The organism is Brevundimonas sp. SPF441 (assembly GCF_009661015.1).
GTDB classification, from domain to species: Bacteria; Pseudomonadota; Alphaproteobacteria; order Caulobacterales; family Caulobacteraceae; genus Brevundimonas; species Brevundimonas vesicularis.
This window is the reverse complement of sequence record NZ_WJWX01000006.1, coordinates 1-23286: the sequence shown is the minus strand read 5'-3', so window position 1 is coordinate 23286 and position 23286 is coordinate 1. Positions and strand designations below refer to the sequence as shown.

General features: G+C 68.0%; 27 protein-coding genes. 7 read left to right on the top strand and 20 right to left on the bottom strand.

The genetic code is table 11. The features are described 5' to 3' along the window. Positions 1–123: 123 nt before the first annotated feature. The 3 genes from GGC30_RS05505 to GGC30_RS05495 all read left to right on the top strand — a co-directional run bounded on the left by GGC30_RS05505 (position 124) and on the right by GGC30_RS05495 (position 3008). Complete coding sequence (locus tag GGC30_RS05505) at positions 124–984, top strand: WecB/TagA/CpsF family glycosyltransferase (RefSeq protein WP_153923048.1); 861 nt, start codon at positions 124–126, stop codon at positions 982–984. 99 nt (positions 985–1083) lie between these two features. Continuing rightward, positions 1084–2415, top strand: coding sequence for an FAD/NAD(P)-binding protein (locus GGC30_RS05500; RefSeq protein WP_153923047.1), 1332 nt, complete (start codon positions 1084–1086; stop codon positions 2413–2415). A 50-nt stretch (positions 2416–2465) separates the two neighbouring features. Continuing rightward, complete coding sequence (locus GGC30_RS05495; RefSeq protein WP_194943532.1) at positions 2466–3008, top strand: polysaccharide biosynthesis/export family protein; 543 nt, start codon at positions 2466–2468, stop codon at positions 3006–3008. A 7-nt stretch (positions 3009–3015) separates the two neighbouring features. Here GGC30_RS05495 and GGC30_RS05490 read toward each other — a convergent pair whose 3' ends face one another. From GGC30_RS05490 to flgB, 3 genes are read right to left on the bottom strand one after another with little or no spacing between them, the layout of a single operon-like run. Next, a complete protein-coding gene (locus GGC30_RS05490) occupies positions 3016–3318 on the bottom strand; it encodes a flagellar hook-basal body complex protein FliE (protein ID WP_045809720.1) in 303 nt (100 codons plus the stop codon). A gap of 10 nt (positions 3319–3328) precedes the next feature. Beyond that, positions 3329–3748 (bottom strand): flagellar basal body rod protein FlgC, encoded by a 420-nt coding sequence (flgC, locus tag GGC30_RS05485; protein WP_369796239.1) that lies wholly within the window; start codon positions 3746–3748, stop codon positions 3329–3331. Positions 3749–3773: 25 nt separating this feature from the next. Then, the gene (flgB, locus tag GGC30_RS05480) at positions 3774–4178 is read right to left on the bottom strand and encodes a flagellar basal body rod protein FlgB (RefSeq protein ID WP_017506835.1); all 405 of its coding nucleotides are present in this window, start codon (positions 4176–4178) and stop codon (positions 3774–3776) included. Positions 4179–4322: 144 nt separating this feature from the next. Between flgB and GGC30_RS05475 the strand changes: the two genes are divergently transcribed. The 3 genes from GGC30_RS05475 (at position 4323) to GGC30_RS05465 (ending at position 5815) form a co-directional block, all read left to right on the top strand. Next, positions 4323–4613, top strand: a complete 291-nt coding sequence (locus tag GGC30_RS05475) for a flagellar biosynthetic protein FliO (RefSeq protein WP_153923046.1) — start codon at positions 4323–4325, stop codon at positions 4611–4613. After that, the gene (fliP, locus tag GGC30_RS05470) at positions 4610–5422 is read left to right on the top strand and encodes a flagellar type III secretion system pore protein FliP (RefSeq protein WP_039244769.1); all 813 of its coding nucleotides are present in this window, start codon (positions 4610–4612) and stop codon (positions 5420–5422) included. Before GGC30_RS05475 ends, fliP begins: the two co-directional genes overlap by 4 nt. Before the next feature lie 114 nt (positions 5423–5536). After that, entirely contained in the window at positions 5537–5815 is a 279-nt protein-coding gene (locus GGC30_RS05465) for an HU family DNA-binding protein (protein WP_017506838.1), read from the top strand. A gap of 78 nt (positions 5816–5893) precedes the next feature. Here the strand turns inward: GGC30_RS05465 and GGC30_RS05460 are convergent, their stop codons facing one another. Then, positions 5894–8743, bottom strand: coding sequence for a lipopolysaccharide assembly protein LapB (locus GGC30_RS05460; RefSeq protein ID WP_153923045.1), 2850 nt, complete (start codon positions 8741–8743; stop codon positions 5894–5896). Between the two features lie 123 nt (positions 8744–8866). Between GGC30_RS05460 and GGC30_RS05455 the strand changes: the two genes are divergently transcribed. Next, positions 8867–9256, top strand: a complete 390-nt coding sequence (locus GGC30_RS05455) for a DUF983 domain-containing protein (protein WP_153923044.1) — start codon at positions 8867–8869, stop codon at positions 9254–9256. Here the strand turns inward: GGC30_RS05455 and GGC30_RS05450 are convergent. From GGC30_RS05450 to GGC30_RS16230, 16 genes are all read right to left on the bottom strand, one after another. Next, the gene (locus GGC30_RS05450; protein WP_153923043.1) at positions 9253–9828 is read right to left on the bottom strand and encodes a nucleotidyltransferase family protein; all 576 of its coding nucleotides are present in this window, start codon (positions 9826–9828) and stop codon (positions 9253–9255) included. The two genes, GGC30_RS05455 and GGC30_RS05450, sit on opposite strands and share 4 nt — an antisense overlap. Then, positions 9825–10625: a bifunctional hydroxymethylpyrimidine kinase/phosphomethylpyrimidine kinase gene (gene thiD / locus GGC30_RS05445; protein ID WP_153923042.1), complete on the bottom strand. Its 801-nt coding sequence runs from the start codon at positions 10623–10625 to the stop codon at positions 9825–9827. The genes GGC30_RS05450 and thiD overlap by 4 nt, the downstream gene beginning before the upstream one ends. Continuing rightward, positions 10622–10966, bottom strand: a complete 345-nt coding sequence (locus tag GGC30_RS05440) for a multidrug efflux SMR transporter (protein WP_153923041.1) — start codon at positions 10964–10966, stop codon at positions 10622–10624. The genes thiD and GGC30_RS05440 overlap by 4 nt, the downstream gene beginning before the upstream one ends. Before the next feature lie 42 nt (positions 10967–11008). Beyond that, the gene (locus GGC30_RS05435; RefSeq protein ID WP_055806433.1) at positions 11009–11365 is read right to left on the bottom strand and encodes a DMT family protein; all 357 of its coding nucleotides are present in this window, start codon (positions 11363–11365) and stop codon (positions 11009–11011) included. Positions 11366–11428: 63 nt separating this feature from the next. Next, positions 11429–12241 (bottom strand): dihydropteroate synthase, encoded by an 813-nt coding sequence (folP, locus tag GGC30_RS05430; RefSeq protein WP_153923040.1) that lies wholly within the window; start codon positions 12239–12241, stop codon positions 11429–11431. Next, entirely contained in the window at positions 12238–12834 is a 597-nt protein-coding gene (locus GGC30_RS05425) for a YdeI family protein (protein ID WP_153923039.1), read from the bottom strand. The genes folP and GGC30_RS05425 overlap by 4 nt, the downstream gene beginning before the upstream one ends. Continuing rightward, a complete protein-coding gene (locus GGC30_RS05420) occupies positions 12834–13136 on the bottom strand; it encodes a transcriptional regulator (RefSeq protein WP_153923038.1) in 303 nt (100 codons plus the stop codon). The genes GGC30_RS05425 and GGC30_RS05420 overlap by 1 nt, the downstream gene beginning before the upstream one ends. 3 nt (positions 13137–13139) lie before the next feature. After that, positions 13140–13793: a hypothetical protein gene (locus tag GGC30_RS05415; protein ID WP_153923037.1), complete on the bottom strand. Its 654-nt coding sequence runs from the start codon at positions 13791–13793 to the stop codon at positions 13140–13142. Between the two features lie 64 nt (positions 13794–13857). Beyond that, positions 13858–15075, bottom strand: coding sequence for an acyltransferase family protein (locus tag GGC30_RS05410; RefSeq protein ID WP_194943531.1), 1218 nt, complete (start codon positions 15073–15075; stop codon positions 13858–13860). 167 nt (positions 15076–15242) lie between these two features. Further along, on the bottom strand, positions 15243–17198 hold the full coding sequence (gene ftsH / locus GGC30_RS05405; protein WP_055753954.1) for an ATP-dependent zinc metalloprotease FtsH: 1956 nt from the start codon (positions 17196–17198) through the stop codon (positions 15243–15245). A gap of 86 nt (positions 17199–17284) precedes the next feature. After that, positions 17285–18469 (bottom strand): tRNA lysidine(34) synthetase TilS, encoded by a 1185-nt coding sequence (gene tilS, locus GGC30_RS05400; protein WP_370451899.1) that lies wholly within the window; start codon positions 18467–18469, stop codon positions 17285–17287. A gap of 62 nt (positions 18470–18531) precedes the next feature. Continuing rightward, a complete protein-coding gene (locus tag GGC30_RS05395; RefSeq protein ID WP_153923034.1) occupies positions 18532–19377 on the bottom strand; it encodes a tol-pal system YbgF family protein in 846 nt (281 codons plus the stop codon). 41 nt (positions 19378–19418) lie between these two features. Then, positions 19419–20561, bottom strand: coding sequence for a DUF3667 domain-containing protein (locus GGC30_RS05390; RefSeq protein ID WP_153923033.1), 1143 nt, complete (start codon positions 20559–20561; stop codon positions 19419–19421). Between the two features lie 127 nt (positions 20562–20688). Continuing rightward, entirely contained in the window at positions 20689–21252 is a 564-nt protein-coding gene (gene pal, locus GGC30_RS05385) for a peptidoglycan-associated lipoprotein Pal (RefSeq protein WP_153923032.1), read from the bottom strand. Positions 21253–21392: 140 nt separating this feature from the next. Beyond that, on the bottom strand, positions 21393–22757 hold the full coding sequence (gene tolB / locus GGC30_RS05380) for a Tol-Pal system beta propeller repeat protein TolB (RefSeq protein ID WP_112861281.1): 1365 nt from the start codon (positions 22755–22757) through the stop codon (positions 21393–21395). 117 nt (positions 22758–22874) lie between these two features. After that, a partial coding sequence (locus GGC30_RS16230) for a cell envelope integrity protein TolA (RefSeq protein ID WP_194943530.1) occupies positions 22875–23286 on the bottom strand: 412 nt, incomplete at its 5' end.

The following is a 23286-nucleotide window of genomic DNA, read 5'->3' as shown; positions in this document are numbered from 1 at the left end:
TTGCTCAGGCGACGGGGCAAGCCTGGCCGCACGTCGTTTTCGATCCGCGTTCGGCGGCGACTTAATAAGCGCTAAGCCTGTTTTCTAACCCCGTCTTGAGGCGAGGTCGCCTACAAGCGCCTGATGGCGGACCCGTCTCTTAGCCCCTCTGCGCCAGAGCGCTTCGCCACGGAGCGCCGCGCCCGGCCGCGCGCGCCGTTCCGCCAGAACCGCCGCGCCCGCGAGCGAGTGACGATCCTGGGTCAATCGATGGATCTGGTGAAGCCCGAAGAGGTGCTGCACCATATTCAGCAGGCGGTGCGACACGGGGCAAAGAGCCTGATCGCCAATCACAATCTGCACAGCCTGTATCTGATGCAGAAGCGGCCTGAACTCGGCGCCTTCTACGATAGGGCCGATCTGATCGAGGTCGATTCGACGCCGCTTCTGGCCTTTTCGCGCGTCCTGGGCCTGCACAGCCGGGGCTTTCATCGCTGCACCTATCTGGATTGGCGCGACCATTTCTGGAGCGTGGCGAACCGCGAGGGCTGGCGCGTCCTGTCCGTCGGCGGCGCGCCCTGCGTCGGCGACGAGGCGGCTCGCCGGCTGAAGCTCCGCTATCCCGACGTCGACATCGCCATCCACCACGGCTTTTTCGACGCCCGGCCCGGTTCGTCCGAGAACGCCGCCGTCCTGGATCGGATCACGGGCTTTCAGCCCCACATCCTGTTCGTCGGCATGGGAATGCCGCGCCAAGAGCTGTGGATCGCCGAAAACTTCGAGCGCCTGCCCGACTGCGTCATCCTGTCGGTCGGCGCCGCCTTCGACTATGAGGCGGGCGTCCAGAGCGCGGCCCCGCGCTGGATGGGACGCGCGGGCGTCGAATGGGCCTATCGCCTGCTGCACGACCCGAAACGGCTGTTCGTCCGCTACTGCGTCGAGCCCTGGACGCTCCTTCCGCTGGCCCTGCGCGACATCCGCCAGGCCAGGGGTCGCAACCGCTGATCACGTTATTCCTACTGGTCAGATAGATATTTATCGCCATGATCCCTCTGGACCGGCGCGTGTTATCGACAGCGACGGAAACGGAAAACGGGGGTGCGCGTGCCGCAGCAGAATGGACCGCATGTCGCCATCGTCGGCGCGGGTTTCAGCGGCCTGCTGACCGCCGTCAACCTGCTGAAGGCCTCGCGCGATGTGCGCGTCACCCTGATCGAACGGCGCGGCGTTTTCGGTCCCGGCACCGCCTATGACACCGGAAACCCCGGCCATCTGCTGAACGTCCGCCTGGACAATATGAGCGCCTTTCCCGATCAGCCCAGTCACCTCGCCGACTGGTTGGCCGAACAGCCGTCGTGGCGCGCCCAGGACGGCTTCATCACCCGCGGCGTCTACGGCGACTATCTTCAAGCCCTGCTGGACGAGGCGCTGGACGACGCCCCCGACCGCCTGAACCTGATCGGCGCCGAGGCTCAGTCCATCGATCGCCAGGACGACGGCTGGCGTATCGTGACCAGCGACGGAGAGGTCGCGGCCGATCAGGTCGTGCTGGCGCTGGGCAATCTGGAGCCTGCCTCGCCCCCTGGCGTCGAGAACGCGGTGCGCGCCTCCCCTGCCTATGTCGAAAACCCCTGGCGGTTCGATCCTCAGACGGCGCGCGACGCCCGCAACGTCCTGCTGATCGGTTCGGGCCTGACGATGGTGGATGCGGCCATCACCCTGCGCCGGCCCGGACGCCGCCTGACCGCCCTGTCGCGTCACGGCCTTCTGCCCCGAGCCCACGCGACCGTTCCGCCGACGCCCTATGTCGGCGCGTTTTCGGGCAGCCCGGCCGAAATCCTGCGCCAGATCCGCGCCGCGACAGCCGAGGCCGACTGGCGCGCCGTGTTCGACCGCCTGCGCCATTCCGCGCGCGACATCTGGCGCGGCTGGTCGCGGGTGGAGCGCAGCCGCTTTCTCCGCCATCTGCGCCCCCTGTGGGACGTGCATCGCCACCGCCTGTCGCCCGGTCCGGCCCGCGACATCCATTCCATGCTGGCCGGCGGCGAACTGACGATCCTGGCCGGCAAGCTGACCGAGCTGAAGGCCACCGACGTCATCGAGGTCTCGTGGCGTCCACGCGGAAAGAAGCGCGCCATCAAGGAGCGGTTCGACCTGGTCGTGAACTGCACCGGGCCCCTGGGCGTGATCTCAAAAAGCACCGAACCGATGATCCGCGACATCCTCGACAAGGGTTATGGTCGCCCCGACCCCTTGGGCCTGGGCCTGCAGGTCGATGACGAGGGCGGTCTGCTGGACGGCGCTGGCGCACCCGCGCGCGGTCTTCACGCCATCGGCCCCCTGACGCGCGGCGCCTTCTGGGAGATGACGGCCGTGCCCGACCTGCGCGGCCAGGCCCGCGATCTCGCCGCCCGTATCCTGTCGGACAGCCCCTAGACCGGAACAACCGACACGTTTAGCCTTCACACCCGGAACGATCGGGGGCGATGACGGTGGGGGCAAAAAGAGGCATCGGCCTGCTGGTCGCGATCCTGTCGCTGGGGCTGACGGCCTATGCGCCTCAGAGCGTATCGGACTATCGGCTCGCCTCCGCCGACAAGGTGCGCATCGACGTCTTCGGCGAGGCGGCGCTGGGCGGCGAGTTCGTCATCGACGCCAACGGCCGGATCGCCCTGCCGCTGATCGGCGAGGTTCAGGCTGCCGGCTTGACGGGCGCCCAGCTTCAGGACGCCGTCGCTCAAGCCTTGAGCCAGGGCTATCTGAACCAGCCGCGCGTCACCGCCAAGGTCCTGACCTATCGGCCGATCTACATCCTGGGCGAGGTCAATCGGCCGGGTGAATACCCCTATCTGCCGGAACTGACGGTGCTGAACGCCGTGGCGACGGCCCAAGGCTTCACCTATCGCGCCAACACGCGCCGCGTCTTCGTGCGTCGCGCCGGATCACCGGTCGAAGAAGCCCAGCCGCTGACCGCCGATGCGCGTGTTTCGCCCGGCGACACTTTGCGGATCGGCGAACGCTACTTCTGACCTGCCGTCAGATCGGCATCGCCATGATTTCCTTATAGGCGGAAATCACCTGATCGCGGACCGAGATCACCGTTTCCAGCGACGCCTCGGCCGAGCTCAGCGCCGTGACCACGTCGATCAGATTGCCCTGGCCCTGGACCGAGCGGGTCATCTGGGTTTCGGCCGCGCGCGACTGCTGGGTCATGTCGGTCATGGCGTTCTTGACCAGGTCGGCGAAGCCGCCGTCCCCGACGCCGGGCGCCTGGGCTGCTGTCGGCATGGCGCCGCCCTGAACGGCGGCATAGGCCTTGGCGGCCATCATCGGGTTCATGGCCTAGCCCTCAGCGTTTGATGATGTCGAGGGTGCGGCTGTCCATCGACCGCGCCGTCTCGATGACGTTCAGATTGGCCTCATAGGCGCGCTGCGCCTCGCGCATGTCCATCGCCTCGACCAGGGTGTCGACATTGGGCCGCATCACATAGCCCTGCGCGTTCGCGGCCGGGTGCGACGGGTCATAGTCCATCTTGAAGTCGCCCTGGTCGGGCCGAACCTCGGCCAGGGTGACGCCGGTCGCCCCATCGACCTCGCGCGCCTGGAAGACCGGGATCTGGCGGCGATAGGGCTCGCCGCCCGGCGTGCGCGCCGTCGACTGGGCGTTGGCGATGTTCTCGGCGATCACGCGCATGCGCGACTGCTGCGCCTTCAGGGCCGAGGCCGCCACCGCCATGGCGCTGTTCGAAGGGGGGATGGGATCAGGCATGGGTCAGTCCTTCTCGGCCATCAGCTCAGGCGCCCGGCCGCTTGGCGGCCATGCGGATCATCGACATGGATTTCTGGTAGAAGCCGATGGCGGCGTCATAGGCCATGCGGCTCTCGGCCATTTTCAGCATCTGCTCTTCGACCACCACCGAATTGCCGTCCAGCGTGGTCTCCGAATCGGGCGCCTTGGTCGGAGCGAACCGCACCGGCGAACCGGCCGGCGCGATATGGGCCGCATTGGTGCGCACCATCTGCAGACCCCCGCCCGAGCGCATGGCGGCGGCGAAGTCGGTCGGCTGTTTCAGGTCGCGCCCAACGAAGCCCGGCGTATCGGCGTTGGCGACGTTCTCGGCGATGACCCGCTGGCGGGCGTCCAGCCAGCCTAGTCGGCCCTTGATCTGCCCCAGCAGCGGTATGTCGGCGACGCCCATGGCGGTCTCCCGTGCGACGCGAATGCGCGCGATGGGCAGAAAATGCCGCCTGGATGGTTAATAGGGGGTTATCTCAACGGCTCGTTAACCGTGCTGGTTAACATTCAGGGTCTAAGCGCGACTGCGCGGGGCCTTTGCAGCGTCATGAATTTCCTCGATCTCGCCCGGGCGGTCTTCGGCCTGGCCTTCACCCTCGGCCTGATCGGGATCGCGGCCTGGGCTGCGCGCCGCTATGCCCCGCAAATCCTGGCCCGGCTGAACGCGGAGCGCGGCGAGCGCCGGCTTCAGGTCGTCGAGACCCTGGTGCTGGACCCCGCCCGTCGCCTCGTTCTGGTCCGCGTCGACGACGAGGAGCGGCTGATCCTGCTGGGCGAAGGCCGCGAACTGATCGAACCGCGTCAGCCCACTATCGGCAAAATGGGAGGCGGCCAGTGAAGCCCGCCGTCTTCGTCAAGCCGACCGGCGCCGAGCTGAAACGCGCGGCCCTGCTGTCGCTGTTCACCACTCTTGTCTGCCTGGCCTGGCCTGTCGCGGCCCTGGCTCAGCAGGCGGCGCAAAGCGGCTCGGCCCTCAACATCGATCTGGGCACCGGCGCTGGCCTGACCCAGCGCGTGGTCCAGTTGGTCGGTCTGATGACCGTCCTGTCCTTGGCGCCGTCCATCGTCATCATGACCACCAGCTTCGTGCGGATCATCGTGGTCCTGTCGCTGCTGCGCACGGCGCTGGGCCTGCAACAGTCGCCGCCAAACGCCGTCTTGGTGTCTCTGTCGCTGTTCCTGAGCGCCATCGTCATGGCCCCGACCTGGCAGGACGCCTATGATTCGGGCATTCGTCCGCTGATGGATCAGCAGATCGAACTGCCTCAGGCCTTCGATCAGGCGTCCGAACCCGTAAAAACCTTCATGCTGGCCCAGGTGGACCGTGGGGACCTCGCCCTGTTCACCCGGCTGTCGAAGATCGACCCGCCCCAGAACGTCCAGGACCTGCCCCTGCGCGTGGTCACCCCGGCCTTCATGATCAGCGAGCTGAAGAAGGCGTTCGAAATCGGATTTCTCCTTTTCGTTCCGTTCCTTGTGATCGATCTGGTGGTGGCCAGCGTGCTGATGTCCATGGGCATGATGATGCTCCCTCCGGTGGTGGTTTCCCTCCCCTTCAAGTTGATCTTCTTCGTGCTGGTGGACGGCTGGCGACTGGTCGCCGGAAGCCTGGTCGAGAGCTTCCAGCGGGCGTCCGGTACCGGATAATCCCCCGCCCCATATGGCTTTAAGCGTCATCGGCGCTTGCAAAGCGTATGGAAATCCGTGTTGATCCCCCGGTCCTCGCTCGGAATCGGGCGACTAACACTGGAAACGCTTCTTATGACCACTCAAGCCGAACTGATCGCCGCCGTCGCCAAAGACGCTGGTGTTTCGCAGGCCGACGCCGGCAAGGTGCTGACCGCGATCGTCGAAAACATCCACTCGACCCTGAAGTCGGGCGGCGACATCCGCATCTCGAACCTGGGCGTCTTCGACACCGCCGACCGCGCCGAGCGCGAAGGCCGCAACCCGGCTACCGGCGCGACCATCAAGATCGCCGCCTCCAAGGCCGTGCGCTTCCGCGTCTCCAAGCCGCTGAAGGACGCTGTCAACGGCTAAGCCTTTTCGGTCCTGCGATGCAGGACCGGCAATGCTCGACGGGCGGGGGTCGCGATGCGATCTCCGCCCGCTTCAATTTCAGGCGGCGCTCTTGGCGTCAGCTTCTTTTCTGAACGCCTGTTTGGCGCTGTTGACCCAGCCGACGAAGGTGTCGGCCTGGCTGGACAGATTGGCGAAGTCGCCCGTCCCCGCCACGCCCGACAGATTGTCGTCCAGCGCGACCCGCAGCGCCGCCGCCGAACGCGCGCCGGGAACCATCGGCCCAAAGCGCCCGCTCAGCCGCTGCAACGCGGCCCGATCGCCCGCCAGCGAATAGCCGACGCCCGCCCGGATCAGCCAGCTTTCCTCGGCCGGCGTCAGCGGCGTGGTCGCGGTCTTGTAGCGATCGCCCAGCCGCGCCTCATAGATCGGCGCCGCCTCGCCCCACTTCTGCTGCTTCCAGAAGATGTCGGCCCGCACCTCGCGCGCGGGGTTCGACTGATCCCGGTCCAGCACCTCGAGCGCATGGTCGAACCGGCCCAGATCCATCAGGGCGCGCGCCTCCAGCGCCCGACGCTCGCTGTTCATCGCATTGGGCAGCAGGGTGGTGCGCGAGCCCCAGATGGCCTGCAACGCCTTCTCCGGCTGACGGTCCATCAGATAGACGGTGGCCAGATTGGTTGCGACCTGGGCCTTGGCCACCCCGTCCAGACGCTCATCCACCTGGTGCTTCAGGAGCTCGGCGGCCTGATCCAGCAGATCCACGTCGATCAGCCGGCGCGACAGACGCCGCACCATCTCGTCGCCGTCCGCCCCGATCGGGGTCAACTCGCGGAAGTCATAGAACAGCGCCAGCGCCTGCACCGGCTGCAAACCGTCCGCCGCCCCGTCCAGGAAAAGGGCGCGGAAGGCGTTGGCCTGATCCGCCTGCACCTCGGCTGCGCCCGGCACGCCCGCCATCCGCTTGCCCGCGCCGCGCAGGGCGTCCAGCGCCTCGGGGTATCGCCCCTGCTGCAGATAGATGCCCGACAGTTTGCGCACGACCGCCATCTCGGTCGCGTCCCCGCGCCAGCGCCATTTCAGTTGTTCCAGCTGGGCCGTCGCCTGATCCGGCGTGATCGCGCCCTTGTCCAGCTCCAGGCTGATGGCGCCCAGTTTCGCCGGCGTCGCGATCCCGTCCAGCGGCGCGCGCGCCACGGCCTTGTAGACCGCCAGCGCCCGGTTCTTGTCGCCGTTCAGCTCGAACATCCGCGCCTGCACCAGCCGCGCGGTCAGTTGATCGACCGCCGGCGCATCCTGGCTGAACACATAGGCCAACAGTTGCTGGGCGGCGGCGAGATCATTCAACTGGATCGCGGCCATGGCATGGGCCGCGCCGAACCGCGCGCGCCATTCCTTGGGGAAGCTGTCGATGGCCGGGGCGCCGGCGGCGAAGTTGCGACGCGCCCCCTCCCAGTCGCCCATCTCCGAAGCGATATAGCCCAGCCAGACCTTGGTCGCCGGATCGTTGGCCAGGGCCGCGCCCGCGAAATCGACCTGGGCCTCCTCCAGACGCCCGACGCCGACCCGCGCCACGCCGCGCAGGCCCCGGACTTCGGGCTCGCCTTGCAGGTTGGGCGCCTTGGCGATCAGGGCGTTCAGCACCCCGATGGCCTCATAGTTCAGGCCCGACCCGACCAGGAACCGCGCCAGCGCCATCCGCGCCTCGATCGGCGCGCGCGGATTGTCCGCCGCCGCGATCGTCTCCAGCCCGGCCGCGTCTTGCAGGCGGCGATAGCGGTCCGAGAACCCCGCCTCGCCTGTCGCGGCCCAGGTTTCGTCGATCAGCGCCGGATAGGCCGCCCGCTTGGGCGCATCCGCATTGTGGTCGCCCGTCTCCAGCCCGGCCGCCGGCGACGACAAGGCCAGCCCCTTGGGCCGGCTCAGCGTCACCAGATCGCCCGCCGCCTCGATCTTCAGGTCGTCAGCCGCCGTCTCCACGGCCAGACCCTGCGCCGTCGGGATCAGGCTCAGATCGACCGTGCGCCGTCCGCCGGCGTAACCCTTGCCGGGCGCCAGGGCCGTCACCGCCGCGAACCGGTCCCCAACCAGCGGATCGGTCAGCCAGACCGCCTTGGTCGCCCCGGCCATCTGCGCCACCAGCACCGGCGCGCCGTCGTCGGACCGGCCGACCTCGACTCCGCCCGCCGCACCGTCTGAGCCGCCCAGGGTCACGGTCCAGGTCCCGCCCTGCCCCTGCGCCGAGACGCCCAGCCCTTCGGGTTCGGCGATCCTCAGGGCCGTATAGCCCGGCCCGGCCGCCCACTGGGCGTTCTTGGCCGATCCCAGCGCCTTGGCGCCGCTCATATCCATGCGGGCGGCGGTGTCGAACACGACCCATACTGCATCGCCACGGCGGAAGACGGCCGCCCCCACCGGCGCGCCCCAGTCGAAGGTCAGGACGGTCTTGCCGCCGGCCGTCTCGGCCCGCACCGGCACCACGGCCTTGGTCGTCTGCGGCGCGGCGGCGTCCCCGCCCTCCGGCGCCTTGCCGGGCGCATAGAGGTTCAGCCACACCGCCCCGTCCGCCACGCCCGAGCGCGCATCCGCACCCTGTTCCAGCGTCAGGATCAGGTCCGTGCCGCCCGCGCCCCGGCTCGGCCGCGTCTCGACCGACTTCACCCCGGCCGGCGGATCGACCTTCAATCGCGAGACGTCGGGCGCGGCGGTGGTCCCCAGCCGAACGACAACCTTGTCGCCCTCGCGGCTGATGCGCGAGCGCACCCCGATGACGCCGCCGAACTCGACCCGCGTGAACTCGGCGTTGGCGCCGATATTGATGGACAGCGGATCGCGCGACCGCCCGACTTCCTGGGCCAGCGGCGCCATCGGCGCGAACACGACGGCGCCGGCCGTGGCGGCGGCCACGGTCGTCTTCAGGATGCGCTTTGTCGGCGAGGCCCCGGACATATCTCCCGACCCATGCCGCACAAGGCCTTTAATCGCGGTTAACCGCCGTTCACCGTGATGATGGATGGCGTTAGGACAACCGGTCCACGCGACAGCGCCGTATTAAGCGCCCATAGTCGTCCCATGACCGATTATCCTCGCCTCAGCACCCTGAAGACCGGCCTGGCCTGTCGCTGCCCCCGCTGCGGCAAGGGTCCGCTGTTCAAAGGCTACCTGACGCTACAGACGGAATGTCCTCAGTGCGGGCTCAGCTACGCCTTCGCCGATCCGGCGGACGGCCCGGCCTTCTTCGTCATGACGGCCGTCGGGGTGGTGGGGATGATCCTGCTGATGGTGTTCGACTTCACCGTCCACCCGCCGATATGGGTGCATCTGGTCGTGACCCTGCCGATCCTGGTCGCCCTGTGCCTGGGCTGCCTGCGCCCCTTCAAGGCCTGGCTGGTCGCCGAACAATATGTCCACAAGGCCGCCCCGCCAGAGTTCTCCTCGAACGGCAAGCACGGGCCCTTCTAGGGTTCGATGACCGTCAGCTCGGGCCAGCGCGCCCGCGCGCTGTCGACGGCCTTGGCCCAGCCCTTGGCCACCGGCCGGTTCGGGTTGGGCCGGATCGTCATCGCGAACACGTCATCCAGCCCGAACGGCGCGGCGACGCTGAGGCTGTCGTCCGCCTCCAGCCGCACCCCGACCGCAAAGGTCGGCGCCACGAACCGCCCCAGCGCCTCATCCGTCGAATGCAACGGCGCATAGGGTTCGCCGAACCGGTTTTGGAACCACAGATGCACCCGCGCCTGGTTGCGGACCTCGACCTGGCTGCGGAACGGTTCGTCGAAGGCGGCGGCGACGCGTTTGATCACAACGTCCTCGGCCTCGTAGGACAGGTCCGACGCGTCGAAATAGGCCAGGTCGTAGTCCTTGACCCCATAGCCCGCCGGCCGGCCCGTCCTGGCGTTCCACACGGCCTGATAGACCGCTCCCGACACCAGCCGCCAGTCGGGCAGGTCCAGCGCCCGGACGGTCGTCAGGACGTGCATCAGGCCAGCGTCGGCGCGCACGATGGCGGTCAGTTCCGCCTCCAGCTCGCTCATCCCCGCACCGGCCAGCCGTGGTCCAGCGGCCCGTGTCCGCCGCCCAGGCCTGGCGCCCGGCGGATCGCCTCGCCGACATAGGCCCAGGCTTCGGCCACCGCGACCTCCAGCGGCCGCCCCATCGCCAGCCCGGCTGCACAGGCGCTGGCCAGGGTGCAGCCGGTGCCGTGGGTGTGGCGGGTGTCGACCCGTTCAGCCTCCAGCACCGTCTCGCCGTCTGCGGTCATCAGCAAGTCGATCACCGTCGGCCCCGACACGTGACCGCCCTTCATCAGCACCGCCCGCGCCCCCATGACCAGCAGGGCCTCGCCCGCCCGCCTCTGGCCGTCCAGATCGTGGACCGCAAGGCCCGTCAGGGCCTCGGCCTCGGGCGCATTGGGCGTCAGCAGGGCCGCGCGCGGGATCATCAGGCGCTTCACCGCTTCGACCGCCGCATCCGGCAACAGGGGATGACCGCCCTTGGCCACCATGACCGGATCGACGACCGCCGGGGCGTCCGCCTCGTCCAGCAGGGCCGCGACCGTCTCGACCACCTCGACCGAGCCCAGCATGCCGGTCTTGACCGCATCGGTCCCGATGTCCTCCAGCACGGCCCGCGCCTGGGCCGCGATCAGGTCCAGCGGCAACGGATAGACCCCGTGAACCCCCAGGGTGTTCTGCACCGTGATGGCCGTGATGGCGGTGGCGGCGAACCCGCCCATCATCGTCACGGCCTTGATGTCGGCCTGGATGCCCGCGCCCCCGCCGCTGTCCGACCCGGCCAGAATGAGCACCCGACCTTGATGAAGCGCGCTCATGCCGCCGCTCCCGAAAACAGTTTTAGTCCGACAATGCCCGCCACGATCAGCAGGATGCACACGGCCCTGATCGCCGTCGCCGGCTCGCCATAGACCAGGATGCCCACCACGGCCGCGCCCACCGCCCCGATGCCGGTCCACACCGCATAGGCCGTGCCGATCGGCAGCTTCTGCGTGGCGACCCACAACAGGATCATGCTGCCCGCCAGCGTGATCAGAACCCCCAGCGAGGTCAACGGCCGGCTGACGCCCACATTCTTGAGGCCCGAGGCCCACAGGACCTCCAGCAGACCGGCGACGACCAGCGTCGCCCACGGATTGATCGACATCACCCAGGACATGGCGACCAGATGGAACAGGCCGCGGTCCGGAGCAAGCCGCGATCAGCCGCCCAGCGGCCCCTTGAAGATGAAGAAGGCCCCAAGCGCGATGAAGGCGAAGCCGACCAGATGGTTTACCGTCAGCTTCTCCCCCAGATACAGGACCGAAAAGCCGGCGAAGACCAACAAGGTGATCACCTCCTGCATCGTCTTCAGTTCGGCCGGCGAATAGACCTGGATGCCGATGCGGTTGGCCGGCACCGCCAGCCAGTATTCGAAGAAGGCGATGCCCCAGCTGGCCATGACCAGCAGCCACAGCGGCTTGTGATCGAACTTCAGATGGCCGTACCAGGCGAAGGTCATGAAGACGTTCGACAGGCACAACATGACGATGGGGGCGATGTAGGCGGTCAGGGGCATGGGCGGATCAGGGCTGTTGCAGACCTGCCCTCTACACCGGCTGCGACCGTCCGTCGCGGGCCTTCAATCCGCCGCCGTCACCGCCGCCTGGACCTTCAGCGCCTGCACCGTCTCGCGCACGTCGTGGACCCGCACCATCCGCGCCCCGCGCCGCGCGCCTTCCAGCGCCAAGGCCAGCGACCCGCCCAGCCGGTCCGTCGCCGCGACCGCCGTCGCATCGATGGCCTGGATCGTGCGCTTGCGACTGGCGGCGTACAGCACCGGAAAGCCCAGATCGACCAGCGCGTCCAACCGCGCCGTCAGCGCCATGTTATGCGCCAGCGTCTTGCCGAAACCGATGCCGGGATCCAGCCAGATCCGCTCGCGCGCCACGCCCGCCGCCATCGCCGCCGCGGCCCGCTCGTGCAGATAGTCGCGCACTTCACCCACCACGTCATCATAGCGCGGGTCCGCCTGCATCGTCCGGGGTTCGCCCTTCATGTGCATCAGCACCACGGCGCACCCCAGCTCGGCTGCGACCGCCGCACTGTCGGGCGCATGGCTCAGCGCCGTCACGTCGTTCCACATCGTCGCCCCGGCCGCGACGGCGGCGCGCGCGACGGCGGGCTTCATCGTATCGATGCTGATCGCCCCGCCCCAGCGCGCGCGGACGCCGGCGATGACCGGCGCGACGCGGTCGATCTCCTCGGCCTCGCCCACCGGCTCGCCCCCCGGCCGGGTGCTCTCCCCGCCGATGTCCAGCACGTCCGCTCCGTCCACGACCAGCCGCATGGCCTGATCGATCGCGCCTTCGGTCGAGGCCCACCGCCCCCCGTCCGAGAAGCTGTCGGGCGTCACATTGACGATGCCCATCACCTGCGAAGACGACACGGTCATGCCCTCTTCTGCGGGTGGGGCGTCTCGCCCCGTTTCAGCATCTCCACCAGACGATCGATGGCCTTGGCGCGGCCCGCCGGGGTCTTCGGCGCCTCGGCGCGATAGGTCAGGGCGAACCGGTTCTGTGCCGTCAGGGTGTCGAACGTCGCCCGTGCCTGCGGCTCGGCGTCGATGGCGGCCATCAGGTCGTCCGGCGCGGTCGAGCCCTTGATGCGGTAGGCCGCGTCCCAGCGCCCGTCCGCCTTGGCCGCCTCGACGTGTTTCAGCCCGTGCGGCGTCATCCGCCCTTCCTCAATCAGACGCGCGACATTGGCGACGTTGATCTGGCTCCAGACGCTCTTCTTACCGCGCGGCGAGACACGTTGCAGGAAGCTGTCAGCATCCAGGCTTTTCTTGATCCCGTCGATCCAGCCCCAGCACAGGAGCACATCCACCGCCTCGACCCAGGTGATCGAGGCGACGCCCGACTTGACCTTGAAGATGCGGATCCAGAGCTCGGTCTCGCGGTCGTGGTTCGCCGCCAGCCAGGCCTCGAACGCCACGGGCGTCTCGAACGCCCGCACCTTGTCCGGATCAACGACCATCGGCGCCATCAGGCCGACCGCCCGATCAGACCGCCCAGCGCTTCCAGATAGGCGGCGAAGGCCTTGCGGCCGGCGGGGGTGATGGACACGCGGGTCAGGGGCTTGTTGTTCACGAAGCTCTTGGCCACGGCGACGTATCCCGCCTCCTCCAGCTTCTTGATGTGGACCGACAGATTGCCCTGCGTCGCCTCCAGCACGGTCTTCAGCTCGGTGAAGTCGGCGGCCTCGGCGTCGGCCAGATAGACCATGATCCCCAGCCGCATCCGGCCGTGGATGACCTCGTCGATCTTGCCGAGCGCGTCCAGTCCCATGGATCAGCCGGCGTCCGCATCGATGGCGCGGGCCTTTAGCGCCGCACGCGTCATGATCCAACCCGGCCCTGCGAACAGCACGAACAGGGCGAGGGTGCAGACGTAGAGATAGATCATCGTGTCACGCACCAGCACGCCCAGCGCGACCGCCGTGAGCCAGCCGCCCAACGACGTCGCCAGCATCCATGGCTTCTTCTTCAGACTGTAGGCCACGAACCAGGCCGCCGACTGCAGCGCGAAGATCATCGCCGGATAGTAGAGCCAGACCGCGAAGTCCTGATCGCGGCGGGCCCCCACGCCGAACACGATGATGATCGCCAGATTGGCCATGCCCGCGCCGCTGAACGCCGCATTCAGTGTGCGAGTGACGATGGGGCCGGCCGTGCCCGTCTTGCGGTCCTCACGCACGGCCCAGGTCAGGACGATGAGGAAGGCGACCGTGATGGCGACCACAAAGCAGAGATTTCCCAGAGGCGGCCAGCGCACGACGCCCCACACCTGACCGATATGGAACAGGCATTGCAGACCATAGAGCAGACCGCCCGCCAGATAGGCGACGCCCAGTGTCAGGGTCGCCCTGGGATTATTGCCGCCCTGAACAATGGCCTTCATGAAGGCCAGGTCGGCCTCCGGGCCGGTGCGGGACTTGTCGGACATCGCTGTGTGATTCCTGTGCGACGGGCGCGTCCCTCGGATGGACGCCGCCGGAAGGGTTTGCAAATTATTCGGCGGGGATCAGCGCAGGCGCAGGCCGGTTGCGCCACGGCACGCGCCGGCCATTCAGCCACCGTCCCATAAAGCTGTGGCGGATCAGCAGTTCGTAGGACGCCAGGCACACGGCAAAGACGCCCGCCGACACGCCGATCAGCTTCACCCACCACGGCCCGGCCCAATCCTGCACCCAGACCTGAGCCAGCATGACCAGCGGCAGGTGCACGATATAGATCCAGTAGGAGGCGTCGGACAGGTAGCGCCGAACCGGACTATGGTCCGAGGCGAACCGCAGGCACAGCCCCATGGCCGCCAAGGCCGAGGCATAGACGGCGACCGCCGTGACGGCGGCGGCCAGGGCCTTGCCGGCCGTCGGCTCGCCCATCGGCGCGATGCTCGGTCCGCCCGCCAGCACATAGGCCGCGACGCCCGAAACCAGCGCCATGCTCAGGAACAGCGGCGCCCCCTGCGCGATGCGGCCCAGCAGATCACGCCGCCGGTCCAGCGCGAACCCCAAGCCGAAGGCGAGGCCGAACCCGACCAGGGCGGAGGTGTTCGGGATCACGCCCGCGTCTGGCGTCGGCACGGCGAAGAAGGCGATCCACTTCGGATCCAGCCACAAGGCCACAGCCAGCGGGGCGGCCAGCACCGCAGGCGTCCACGGGCCAATCAGCGCGCCGGTGATCCTGTCCACGACCGGACCCGCTTGCCCCCCGCGATCCAGCATGCCGAGCACGGCCCGCACGATCAGGACGACGGCGTAGAAGAGCGTCAGCACCCACAGAAACCACAGGTGGGTCAGCGGAAAGTTGGTCCAGTCATACGTCGGTGGCGGTGGCGGCGGCGCGCCGGGCGTCACCAGACCATTGGCATGAGCGTTCCAGACCAGGGCCGTAACGATCCCCGCCATGACCGGAAACCAGAAGGCCGCCAGCGGCCCGGCGATCCGCACCACCCGATCCTTGGCGAAGGCGACCCAGCCCCGCCGCGCCAGCATCCTATGGGCGAACAAGCCCGCGATGAGGAAGAAGGCCGTCATGCGAAACAGATGGATGGCGAAGAATAGCCAGGCGGCGCCGATCGACCGGCTGTCGTCCGCCACGATCCAGATCTGCTGCGGAAAGAAGGACAGGCTGGCGTGAAGCAGCACCCCCAGCAGCAGCGCCCCGGCGCGCAACGCATCCAGTCCGTGCAGCCGCTCCACCTGCTCTGCTTGCGATATCACCATGACGTCCCTCCCAAGATCGAGACCGCCATATCTCACAGATAGGTTTGCAGTGCAAACTTGTTCGTCATGATGCTTTGGGTGGGCCAGTGGGTCAGCCAGACGCCCAAAGAAAAAACCCGCCGGGAGAGCCATCTCCCGGCGGGTCCATCTTCAGATCAGGCCTGGGTTCAGTGAACCGTGGGCACGCTGGTCGCGGCCGGCGCGGCGACCGGGACCTCGATGTCCGTGCCGTCCGACACCGGCGTCACCGGCACCGAGACCGAAGGCCCGGCGTTGGGGAAGTTGTTCTCGTCGCGGTTCGGCGCGACGCCCTTCTCCAGCAGGTCCTTGATCTCCTCACCCGACAGGGTCTCGTATTCCAGCAGGGCCTGAGACAGCTTCTCGTGGTCCTCGGCCTTGGTCGTCAGGATCGTGCGCGCCTCGTCCCAGCCCGAGGTCACCAGGCGACGGACTTCCTCGTCGATGGTGCGCGCCGTCTCTTCGGAGATGTTCTGGCTGCGGGCGACCGAGTGGCCCAGGAAGACCTCTTCCTGGTTCTCGCCGTAGGCCACCGTGCCCAGCTTGTCCGAGAAGCCCCAGCGGGTGACCATGGCGCGGGCCAGCTTGGTCGCCTGTTCGATGTCCGAGCTGGCGCCCGAAGTGATGTTCTCCGGTCCGAAGATCAGCTCCTCGGCGACGCGGCCGCCCGCCATGATGGCGATCCGGTCGATCATCTGCTGATACTTCATCGAATAGCGGTCGCCTTCCGGCAGCTGCATCACCATGCCCAGCGCCCGGCCGCGCGGGACGATGGTCGCCTTGTGCACGGGATCGGCCATCTTGACGTTCATGGCGACGATGGCGTGACCGGCCTCGTGATAGGCGGTCAGGCGCTTTTCTTCCTCGTTCATCGCCATGGAGCGACGTTCGGAGCCCATCAGCACCTTGTCCTTGGCGTCTTCGAAGTCGCGGTGAGTGACCATGCGACGGTCCTTGCGCGCCGCCGTCAGGGCCGCCTCGTTGACCAGATTGGCCAGGTCGGCGCCCGAGAAGCCGGGCGTGCCGCGCGCGATCGTCTTGACGTTGACGTCGGCCGCCAGGGGCACGTCCTTCATGTGGACGCGCAGGATGCGTTCGCGGCCCGAGACGTCGGGGTTCGGCACCACAACCTGACGGTCGAACCGGCCGGGACGCAGCAGGGCCGGGTCCAGCACGTCGGGACGGTTGGTCGCGGCGATCAGGATGATGTTCTCGGACGCCTCGAAGCCGTCCATCTCGACCAGCAGCTGGTTCAGCGTCTGTTCGCGCTCGTCATTGCCGCCGCCGAGACCCGCGCCGCGATGACGACCAACGGCGTCGATTTCGTCGATGAAGATGATGCAGGGCGCGTTCTTCTTGGCCTGTTCGAACATGTCGCGCACGCGGCTGGCGCCGACGCCGACGAACATCTCGACGAAGTCCGAACCCGAGATCGAGAAGAAGGGCACGCCCGCCTCGCCCGCGACCGCGCGCGCCAGCAGCGTCTTGCCGGTGCCGGGAGGGCCCACCAGAAGCGCGCCCTTGGGGATCTTGCCGCCCAGACGCTGGAACTTGCCCGGATCTTTCAGGAAGTCGACCACCTCCTGCAGCTCGTCCTTGGCCTCGTCCACGCCCGCGACGTCGTCGAAGGTCTTGCGTCCCTTGTGCTCGGTCAGCAGCTTGGCCTTGGACTTGCCGAAGCCCATGGCGCCCTTCGCCCCGCCCTGCATCTGGCGCATGAAGAAGATCCACACCCCGATCAGCAGCGCGATCGGCAGGATGCCCAGCAGCAGGCTCATCCAGATCGACTGGCCGCCCGACTTGGCGTCGATCTCGACGTTGGCGGCCAGCATCTGGGCCACCAGCTGTTCGTTCGGATAGACGGTGGTAGAGGTGAAGCGTTCGCCGTTCTTCAGCTCGCCGTTCACCTTGTCCAGGCGGATGGTCACCTGTTTGACCTCACCCGCGTTCACGCGCTGCACCAGTTGGGAATAGCTGATGGCCTCGGGCTTGCCGGCCGGCTGGCCCGTCACGCCGTTCATGGCGCCGCCCTGCGACAGCGCCGCATAGCCCGCCAGCAACGCCAGAATGATCACGCCGGTGATCGCCAGATTACGCAGGTTCATTGAGGTCCTCGGTCGTCCGCGACCCCGGTGGGATCGACGGTCTGGATGTGTCTGTCTGGGAAAATAGGGGCTTAATCAGCGTTACGCTATCGGGTGGCGGAAATCAGGTCGTCTTCGTGCGTCGTTTCGTCCAGCGCTAGCCTGAGCCGTTCCGCGACAAGGCCGCACCGTTCGACCCCCTCGCCTGCAAGAACCGGGGCCACCGCGTCGTCCCTGATCAACACAGGCCAGGCCCCGCGCGTCGCCGCGGGCAGCCGATTGATCCCGGCCCTGTCGGCGTCCGACAGGCTGGCCAACCGCCCCAGCGCCGGAATCGCAGACCAGCCGGGACGATCGGCGCAGAAGACGAACCGCCCGTCCCAAACCGTCTCGACGCCGGGCGTCAGCGCCAGCGGCGAAATGTCTCGCCTGCGCAGCTCGCCGGCCTCGCGCATCAGCCGCGCCGTCGCGCCGACGGCCTCGATCCGCGCCCCGCACAGGGTCGCCGCGAAATCCTCACCCGCCTTCAGCCGCGCCGTCAGGGCTTCCAACCGCGCGCCGCGAGGCGGCGTCGATCCGCCGCCGACGCAGACCAGGGCCGCCGCCAGCGCCCGCGCGCCCACGTCGCGGTCCACACGCGCCATAGCCTCGCCGTCCATCGTCGGCCGCGCGCCGGTTTTCGACGGCGCCTGATCGATCGACCGGGGCGCCGCGCCCGCCAGCGCCTGCCGCGCCCGGCTGCGACCGAAGCCGGGATCGGCGTTGGCGGGGTCCTCGATCCAGTCGGCCCCCTGCGCCGCCAGCCAGTCGCGCAACCCCGTCCGCCGCTCGCCCAGTAGCGGCCGCAATAGCATCAGGCCTCGACCCTCGGGCCAGGCCGGCGACGGCGACCATTCGCGCACCCGTCCCAGCGTCGAGCCTTCGCTGCGCATCAGATCGGCCTCGGCGATATCGTCGGCGGTATGGGCGAACAGGACGACCGATGCCCCCGCCTCGCGCGCCGCATCCGCAATCAAACCATGCCGAGCCGCCCGCGCCGCCGCCGTCAGACCGGTCGCGGGCTTGTCTCCGCCCCAACTCAACCCGCGCCAGTCGGCTCCGGCGTCCCGCGCCGCCCCGGCCGCAAAGTCGGTCCAGCGGCCGCTGTCCGCATTCAGCCGATGATCGACGGTCAGAGCCAGCACCGAACGCCCGCGCGTCCGCGCCCAGTCTGTCGTCAGCCGCAACAGGGCGATGGAATCTCCGCCCCCCGACAGGGCCAGCGCCAGCGGCCGGCCCGTGTCCCGCGTCAGTCGCGCATCCAGCCGCGCGAATGCTCGCGCCGTCAGATCGTCCCCAATCGCTGGGCTGGGCGTCAGGCGCAGGAACCCGTGGTCTTCAACTGCGCCGCCCGCGAGTTTTGCGGATCAGAGGCGGCGGGCGCATAGCGGCGCGTGAACTCAGCCAGGGCCGCGCACCCTTGCGGCTTCCGCTGCGTCGCGAACAGGGCGTCGGCCAGTTTCAGCGTCGTATCCGCCGCCCAGCCGATGCGCGGCCAGTCCTTCAGCGCGGCGGCGTAATAGGGCACCGCCCCCGCCTTGTCGTTCGCCGCGACCCGCAGGTCGCCCAGGCGCGAGTTGGCCTCGCGCGACTGCGGCGTATCGGGCCAGGCCGCGATCACCGTTTCCAGCGCCCGCTCGCCGCGCGGCTTGTCGGTCGACAGCAGGGCCACCGCCGCCGCCAGATCCCGCGTCGCATCGCCGGTCGGCGAGGTCGCCTCGATCGGCGCATTCAGTTCGGCCTGGGTCTCCAGCTTCTGCAACCGGCCCTCGGCGTCCGCCAGACGCGTCTTCAGCGTCTCGTTCTCGCGCGTGGCCTCGTCCAGTTGGAAGGTCAGCCGCTCGTTGTCGCCGTTGATCCGGCGCACCGTGGCCTCCAGGTCGCCCAGGCGTCGGTCCATCAGGGCGAACTGCCCCTGCAGCGTCACCACCTCGGGGTCCGGCTCGACCAGCACGGGCTGGCCGGCGGCGTTTCTCTGGGTCAGGGCGCGCTCAAGCCGCCGCACATTGCGGTCCAGTTGGTCCAGGCGGCGGTTGTCCCACTCGGTCCGCTCCATGATGTTGGGCTGGGCCTGCTGGGCGACCGCGCCGCCCCCAACCAGTAGGACGCCGAGGGCGGCGGCGGCGAGCAGATGAACACGAGAGATCGAGAGCTTGGTCATGCGTCTAGCTTTCACCGATTTGGGGCCGCCGCAAGGCCGAGCTAGTGGCCGAGACCCAGATAGACGATGGCCGTGACGAACAGGCCGACCACGATGTTGCAGAACACCAACAGCGCGATCGTCCGCCACAGGGCCGAGAACCACGATAGCGAATAGGCGCCCTTCATCTGGGCGAACACATGAACGGGAACGGCCAGCAGCCCCAGCGGAATGACGATGCCGCCCAACCACCCGGCGATCGTCGCCGACAGCACCATCAACATCAGCAGCATGGCCATAAAGGTTAGCGAATACAGAACGAACACCCCGTGGTCGTACAGGGTGAAGCCGCGCTTCCACAGGAACAGCAGGGCCACGAACGGGATGGACAAGGGCACCAGCAGGAAGGCGAACTTGTACATCGTCTGCTGCAACTTATAGACCGCCAGGTCCGGGTTCTGCAGCTTCTTCAGCACGGTGGCGCCGATGCCGTGGCCTTCCTTCTCGGCGTCCTTGCCCATGACCTTCAGCTTGGTCTCGCCGCTCTCGCCGGTCGCCATGTCCTTGATCCCGGCTTGCCAGCTGCCGGGCTTCAGACCGTCGGCGCGGCCGTCGCGCTGCTCGATCTCCAGCCGGGCCAGGGCCGCGCGGCGGTCGTCGACCAGCTTCTGTCCGGCGTTGATCGCCATCTGCATCGTCGGGTCCGGCTGGGCGCCGCTTTCGGCCCGCATCTGGACCAGGGCCTTTTCGGCCTCGGCCAAGCCGACGCGCTGAGACGCGATCCGTTCGCTCATCTCCGAAGCCTCGCCGGACTTGGATTCCGGATGCGGCATGAAGCTGAGCGCGAAGAACATCACGAACAGGGTGAACAGGAAGATCGCCAGCGGCGAGACGTAGCGCGTGCGTTTGCCCTCGACCCACTCGCGCGTCAGTCGGCCGGGGTTCAGCCACAGCAGCGGCAGAGTGCGCCAGATGCGGGCGTCGAAATGCATGACCCCGTGCAGCAGCTCTTCGCCCAGATGCAGCAGGCTGCGATGGACGTGCGTCGGCTGGCCGCAGTTTGCGCAGAAATTGCCGCTCGTTTCAGCCCCGCAGTCGGAACAGACGCCATGGGCGTGATCCTCGCCGGCCTTGCCCGTCGGCTTTTCGATCGCGCCCGCCGCCAGGCCGCTCGTGACGACCGCGCCCGCCCCTTCGATATCCATTCGCTGATCCCCCGATCCCTGTGACGACTTATCTGCCGCCCGCCCGGCGTCAGGACAAGCGCCGAAGCGAAAAGAGGCGCCGACCCTGCGGCCGGCGCCTCCTTCAGATCAGCCGATCAGCCGGTCGTCAGCGCGGCGCGCCCGAGACGATGGCGGTGTGGGCGTTGCGGTTGCGGGCGAAGGCGTCCTCGTTCGAGCCTTCCGCGATCGGCCGCTCCTTGCCGAAGCTGATGGTGTCGATCCGGCCGGCCGGAATGCCCCGGTTGATCAGATAGGTGCGCACCGATTCCGCACGGCGGGCGCCCAGCGCCAGATTGTATTCGCGCGTGCCGCGTTCGTCGGCGTTGCCCTCGATGCGGACTGTCACGGACGGATAGCGCTGCAGCCATTGGGCCTGGGCGTCCAGACGCGGGATGGCCTCGGGCCGGACCTCATAGGAATCCAGATCGAAATAGATGCGGTCGCCGACGTTGACGACGAAGTCCTGTTCGGTGCCCGGCGCGGCCGAACCCATGTTTCCGCCGGTCACCGGACCGGTCGGCGCGGTCGGATAGGCCGGACCCGTCGGTTGCGTCGTGCCGTCGTTCGGACCGGGCACGCCGGTCTCGACCGGGGGCTTTCGGGTGCAGGCGGCCATGGCGGCGACGGCGCAGCCGACCATCGCCAGTTTGAGAATGCGGGAAGTCTTCATGGGGTCGTCTCCTGACGTATCGTTTCTGGCAAGGGGCGGGCCTCAAGCTTGGCTTTACTGTCTGCCTCGGCCGATTTTTCGACGCTAGAGGCGATAACGCACAGTTGAGCTTTAAGGCTCCGACGGTGTCGGTGCGGCGTTTAGGCGGGGCAGCTGTCGGCGCCCTGGTTCACGCCCAGATTGCTCGGGCCACGGTCGAGCAGCGGCGACCAGGCCGGGTCGGTCCCGCGTCCGTTATAGCCCGCCTGCGACACCACGCGCCCCGACAGGTCCACGGTCCACAGACGCGTGTCTCCGCCCGGCGTCTGGCGCGCGAACATCACGTAGCGGCCATTCGGCGCCCAGTTTGGGCCTTCCTCGAAATAGCTGGAGGACAGGATGCGCTCGCCCGAACCGTCGGCGTTCATCACCCCGGTCGAGAACCGGCCGCCGCCCTGCTTAGTGAAGGCGATCAGATTGCCGGTCGGGCTCCACGACGGGGCGGTATAGATGCCGCCGCCGCGCGAGATCGGCCGCTGGCCCGATCCGTCCGACCGCATAACGTACAGCCGCGCCGAACCCGAACGGTCCGAGGTGAAGACGATCTGGCTGCCGTCCGGGCTGAACGACGGCGAGGTGTCGATGCCCGGATCGCTGGTCAGGCGCGTGATCTGGCGGCTGCGCAGGTCCATCACATAGACGTCGGTATTGCCGCCCCGGATGATCGAAAACGCGATCTTGTTGCCGTCGTTGGAGAAGCGCGGCGCCAGCACCTGACCGTCGAACTCGCCCAGGCTCTCGCGTCGGCCGGTCGTCAGATTATACAGGTAGATGCGGCTGTAATCCTTGCCCAGCGCCACATAGGTGATCTCGTCTGGCTGCGACAGCGAGAAGCGCGGCGACATGATCACCTCGTCGCCCTGCGTCAGATAGGTCGGGTTGAACCCGTCCTGATCGGCGATGGTCAGGCGGTTGATCCGGTTCAGCTGCGTGCCCTCCTCGGACACGAAGATCACGCGGGAATCGAAGAAGCCGGCCTCGCCAGTCATGCGCTGGTAGATGACGTCGGAAATCTTGTGCGCGATCCGACGCCACTGTTCCTGGGTCGCCGTGAACTGATAGCTGACCAGCTGGCACTGGCGGTAGGGATCATACAGCCGGAAGCCCACGTCCAGCCGCCCGTCTCCCCGCGTCGTCACCCCGCCATACAGCACCGCCTGCGCGCCGATCTGGGTCCACTGCGGAAAGTTCGGCGCATTGGCCAGGGTCAGGCCGGTCTCGATGAAGCTGGAAGGGTTCAGCGGCTCGAAAAAGCCCGACCGCTTCAGATTGGCGCTGACGACATTGGAGATGTCCGACCCATGCGTTCCGGCGAACGGCACGACCGCGATCTGAAGGGGACGCAGCACGCCCTGATCGATCTCGACCTCGACCGGCTGGTTCTGCTGAGGCGTCTGCGCCGCTGTCGTCAGAGGAGCCGCCATCGCGACAGCCGCCACGGAGGCCAGAAGAAGGTTCAGACGCATCAGATGCTCCCATAAGTCTCGAAGGATCGCCGCCCCTTATCGCCGGGCCGTTCGACTTTCGCCAGCTTCACGGGGAATGGGGCGACATTTGGGACGGCGGTTTGCAGGCGTGGCGGATCAGCGATTGCGGCACGCCCGTTCGGTGTTGAAGGTCGGGCGATAGACCCCGCCGGGGAATCCTTGCGGCACGTCGAAGGGCGCGGTCTGGCGCAGGGCGCGCAGGGCGCCGTCGGCGGCGGCGCGATAGACGTTCGACGACTGGGCGTTGATCAGGCTGGGGCCGCGCGTGATCCGCCCGTCGGCCGACAGGGTCAGCTCGACCTGGATGCGCAGCTGATCCGCGCCGGGGATGTCGCAGGGCAGGATCCAGTTCGGATAGACCTGATTGAAGATGGCCGTGATCTGCGGGCCCGTGGCCTGGGACGCCGCGCCCGCCCCCTGCTGCCCCGTCGCCGGGCGGCCGCGATTGTTGGTCGGGCGCGTCGGTCCCGCCAGGGCGTCCAGGTCCAGGCTCGGCTCTGTGCGCTGG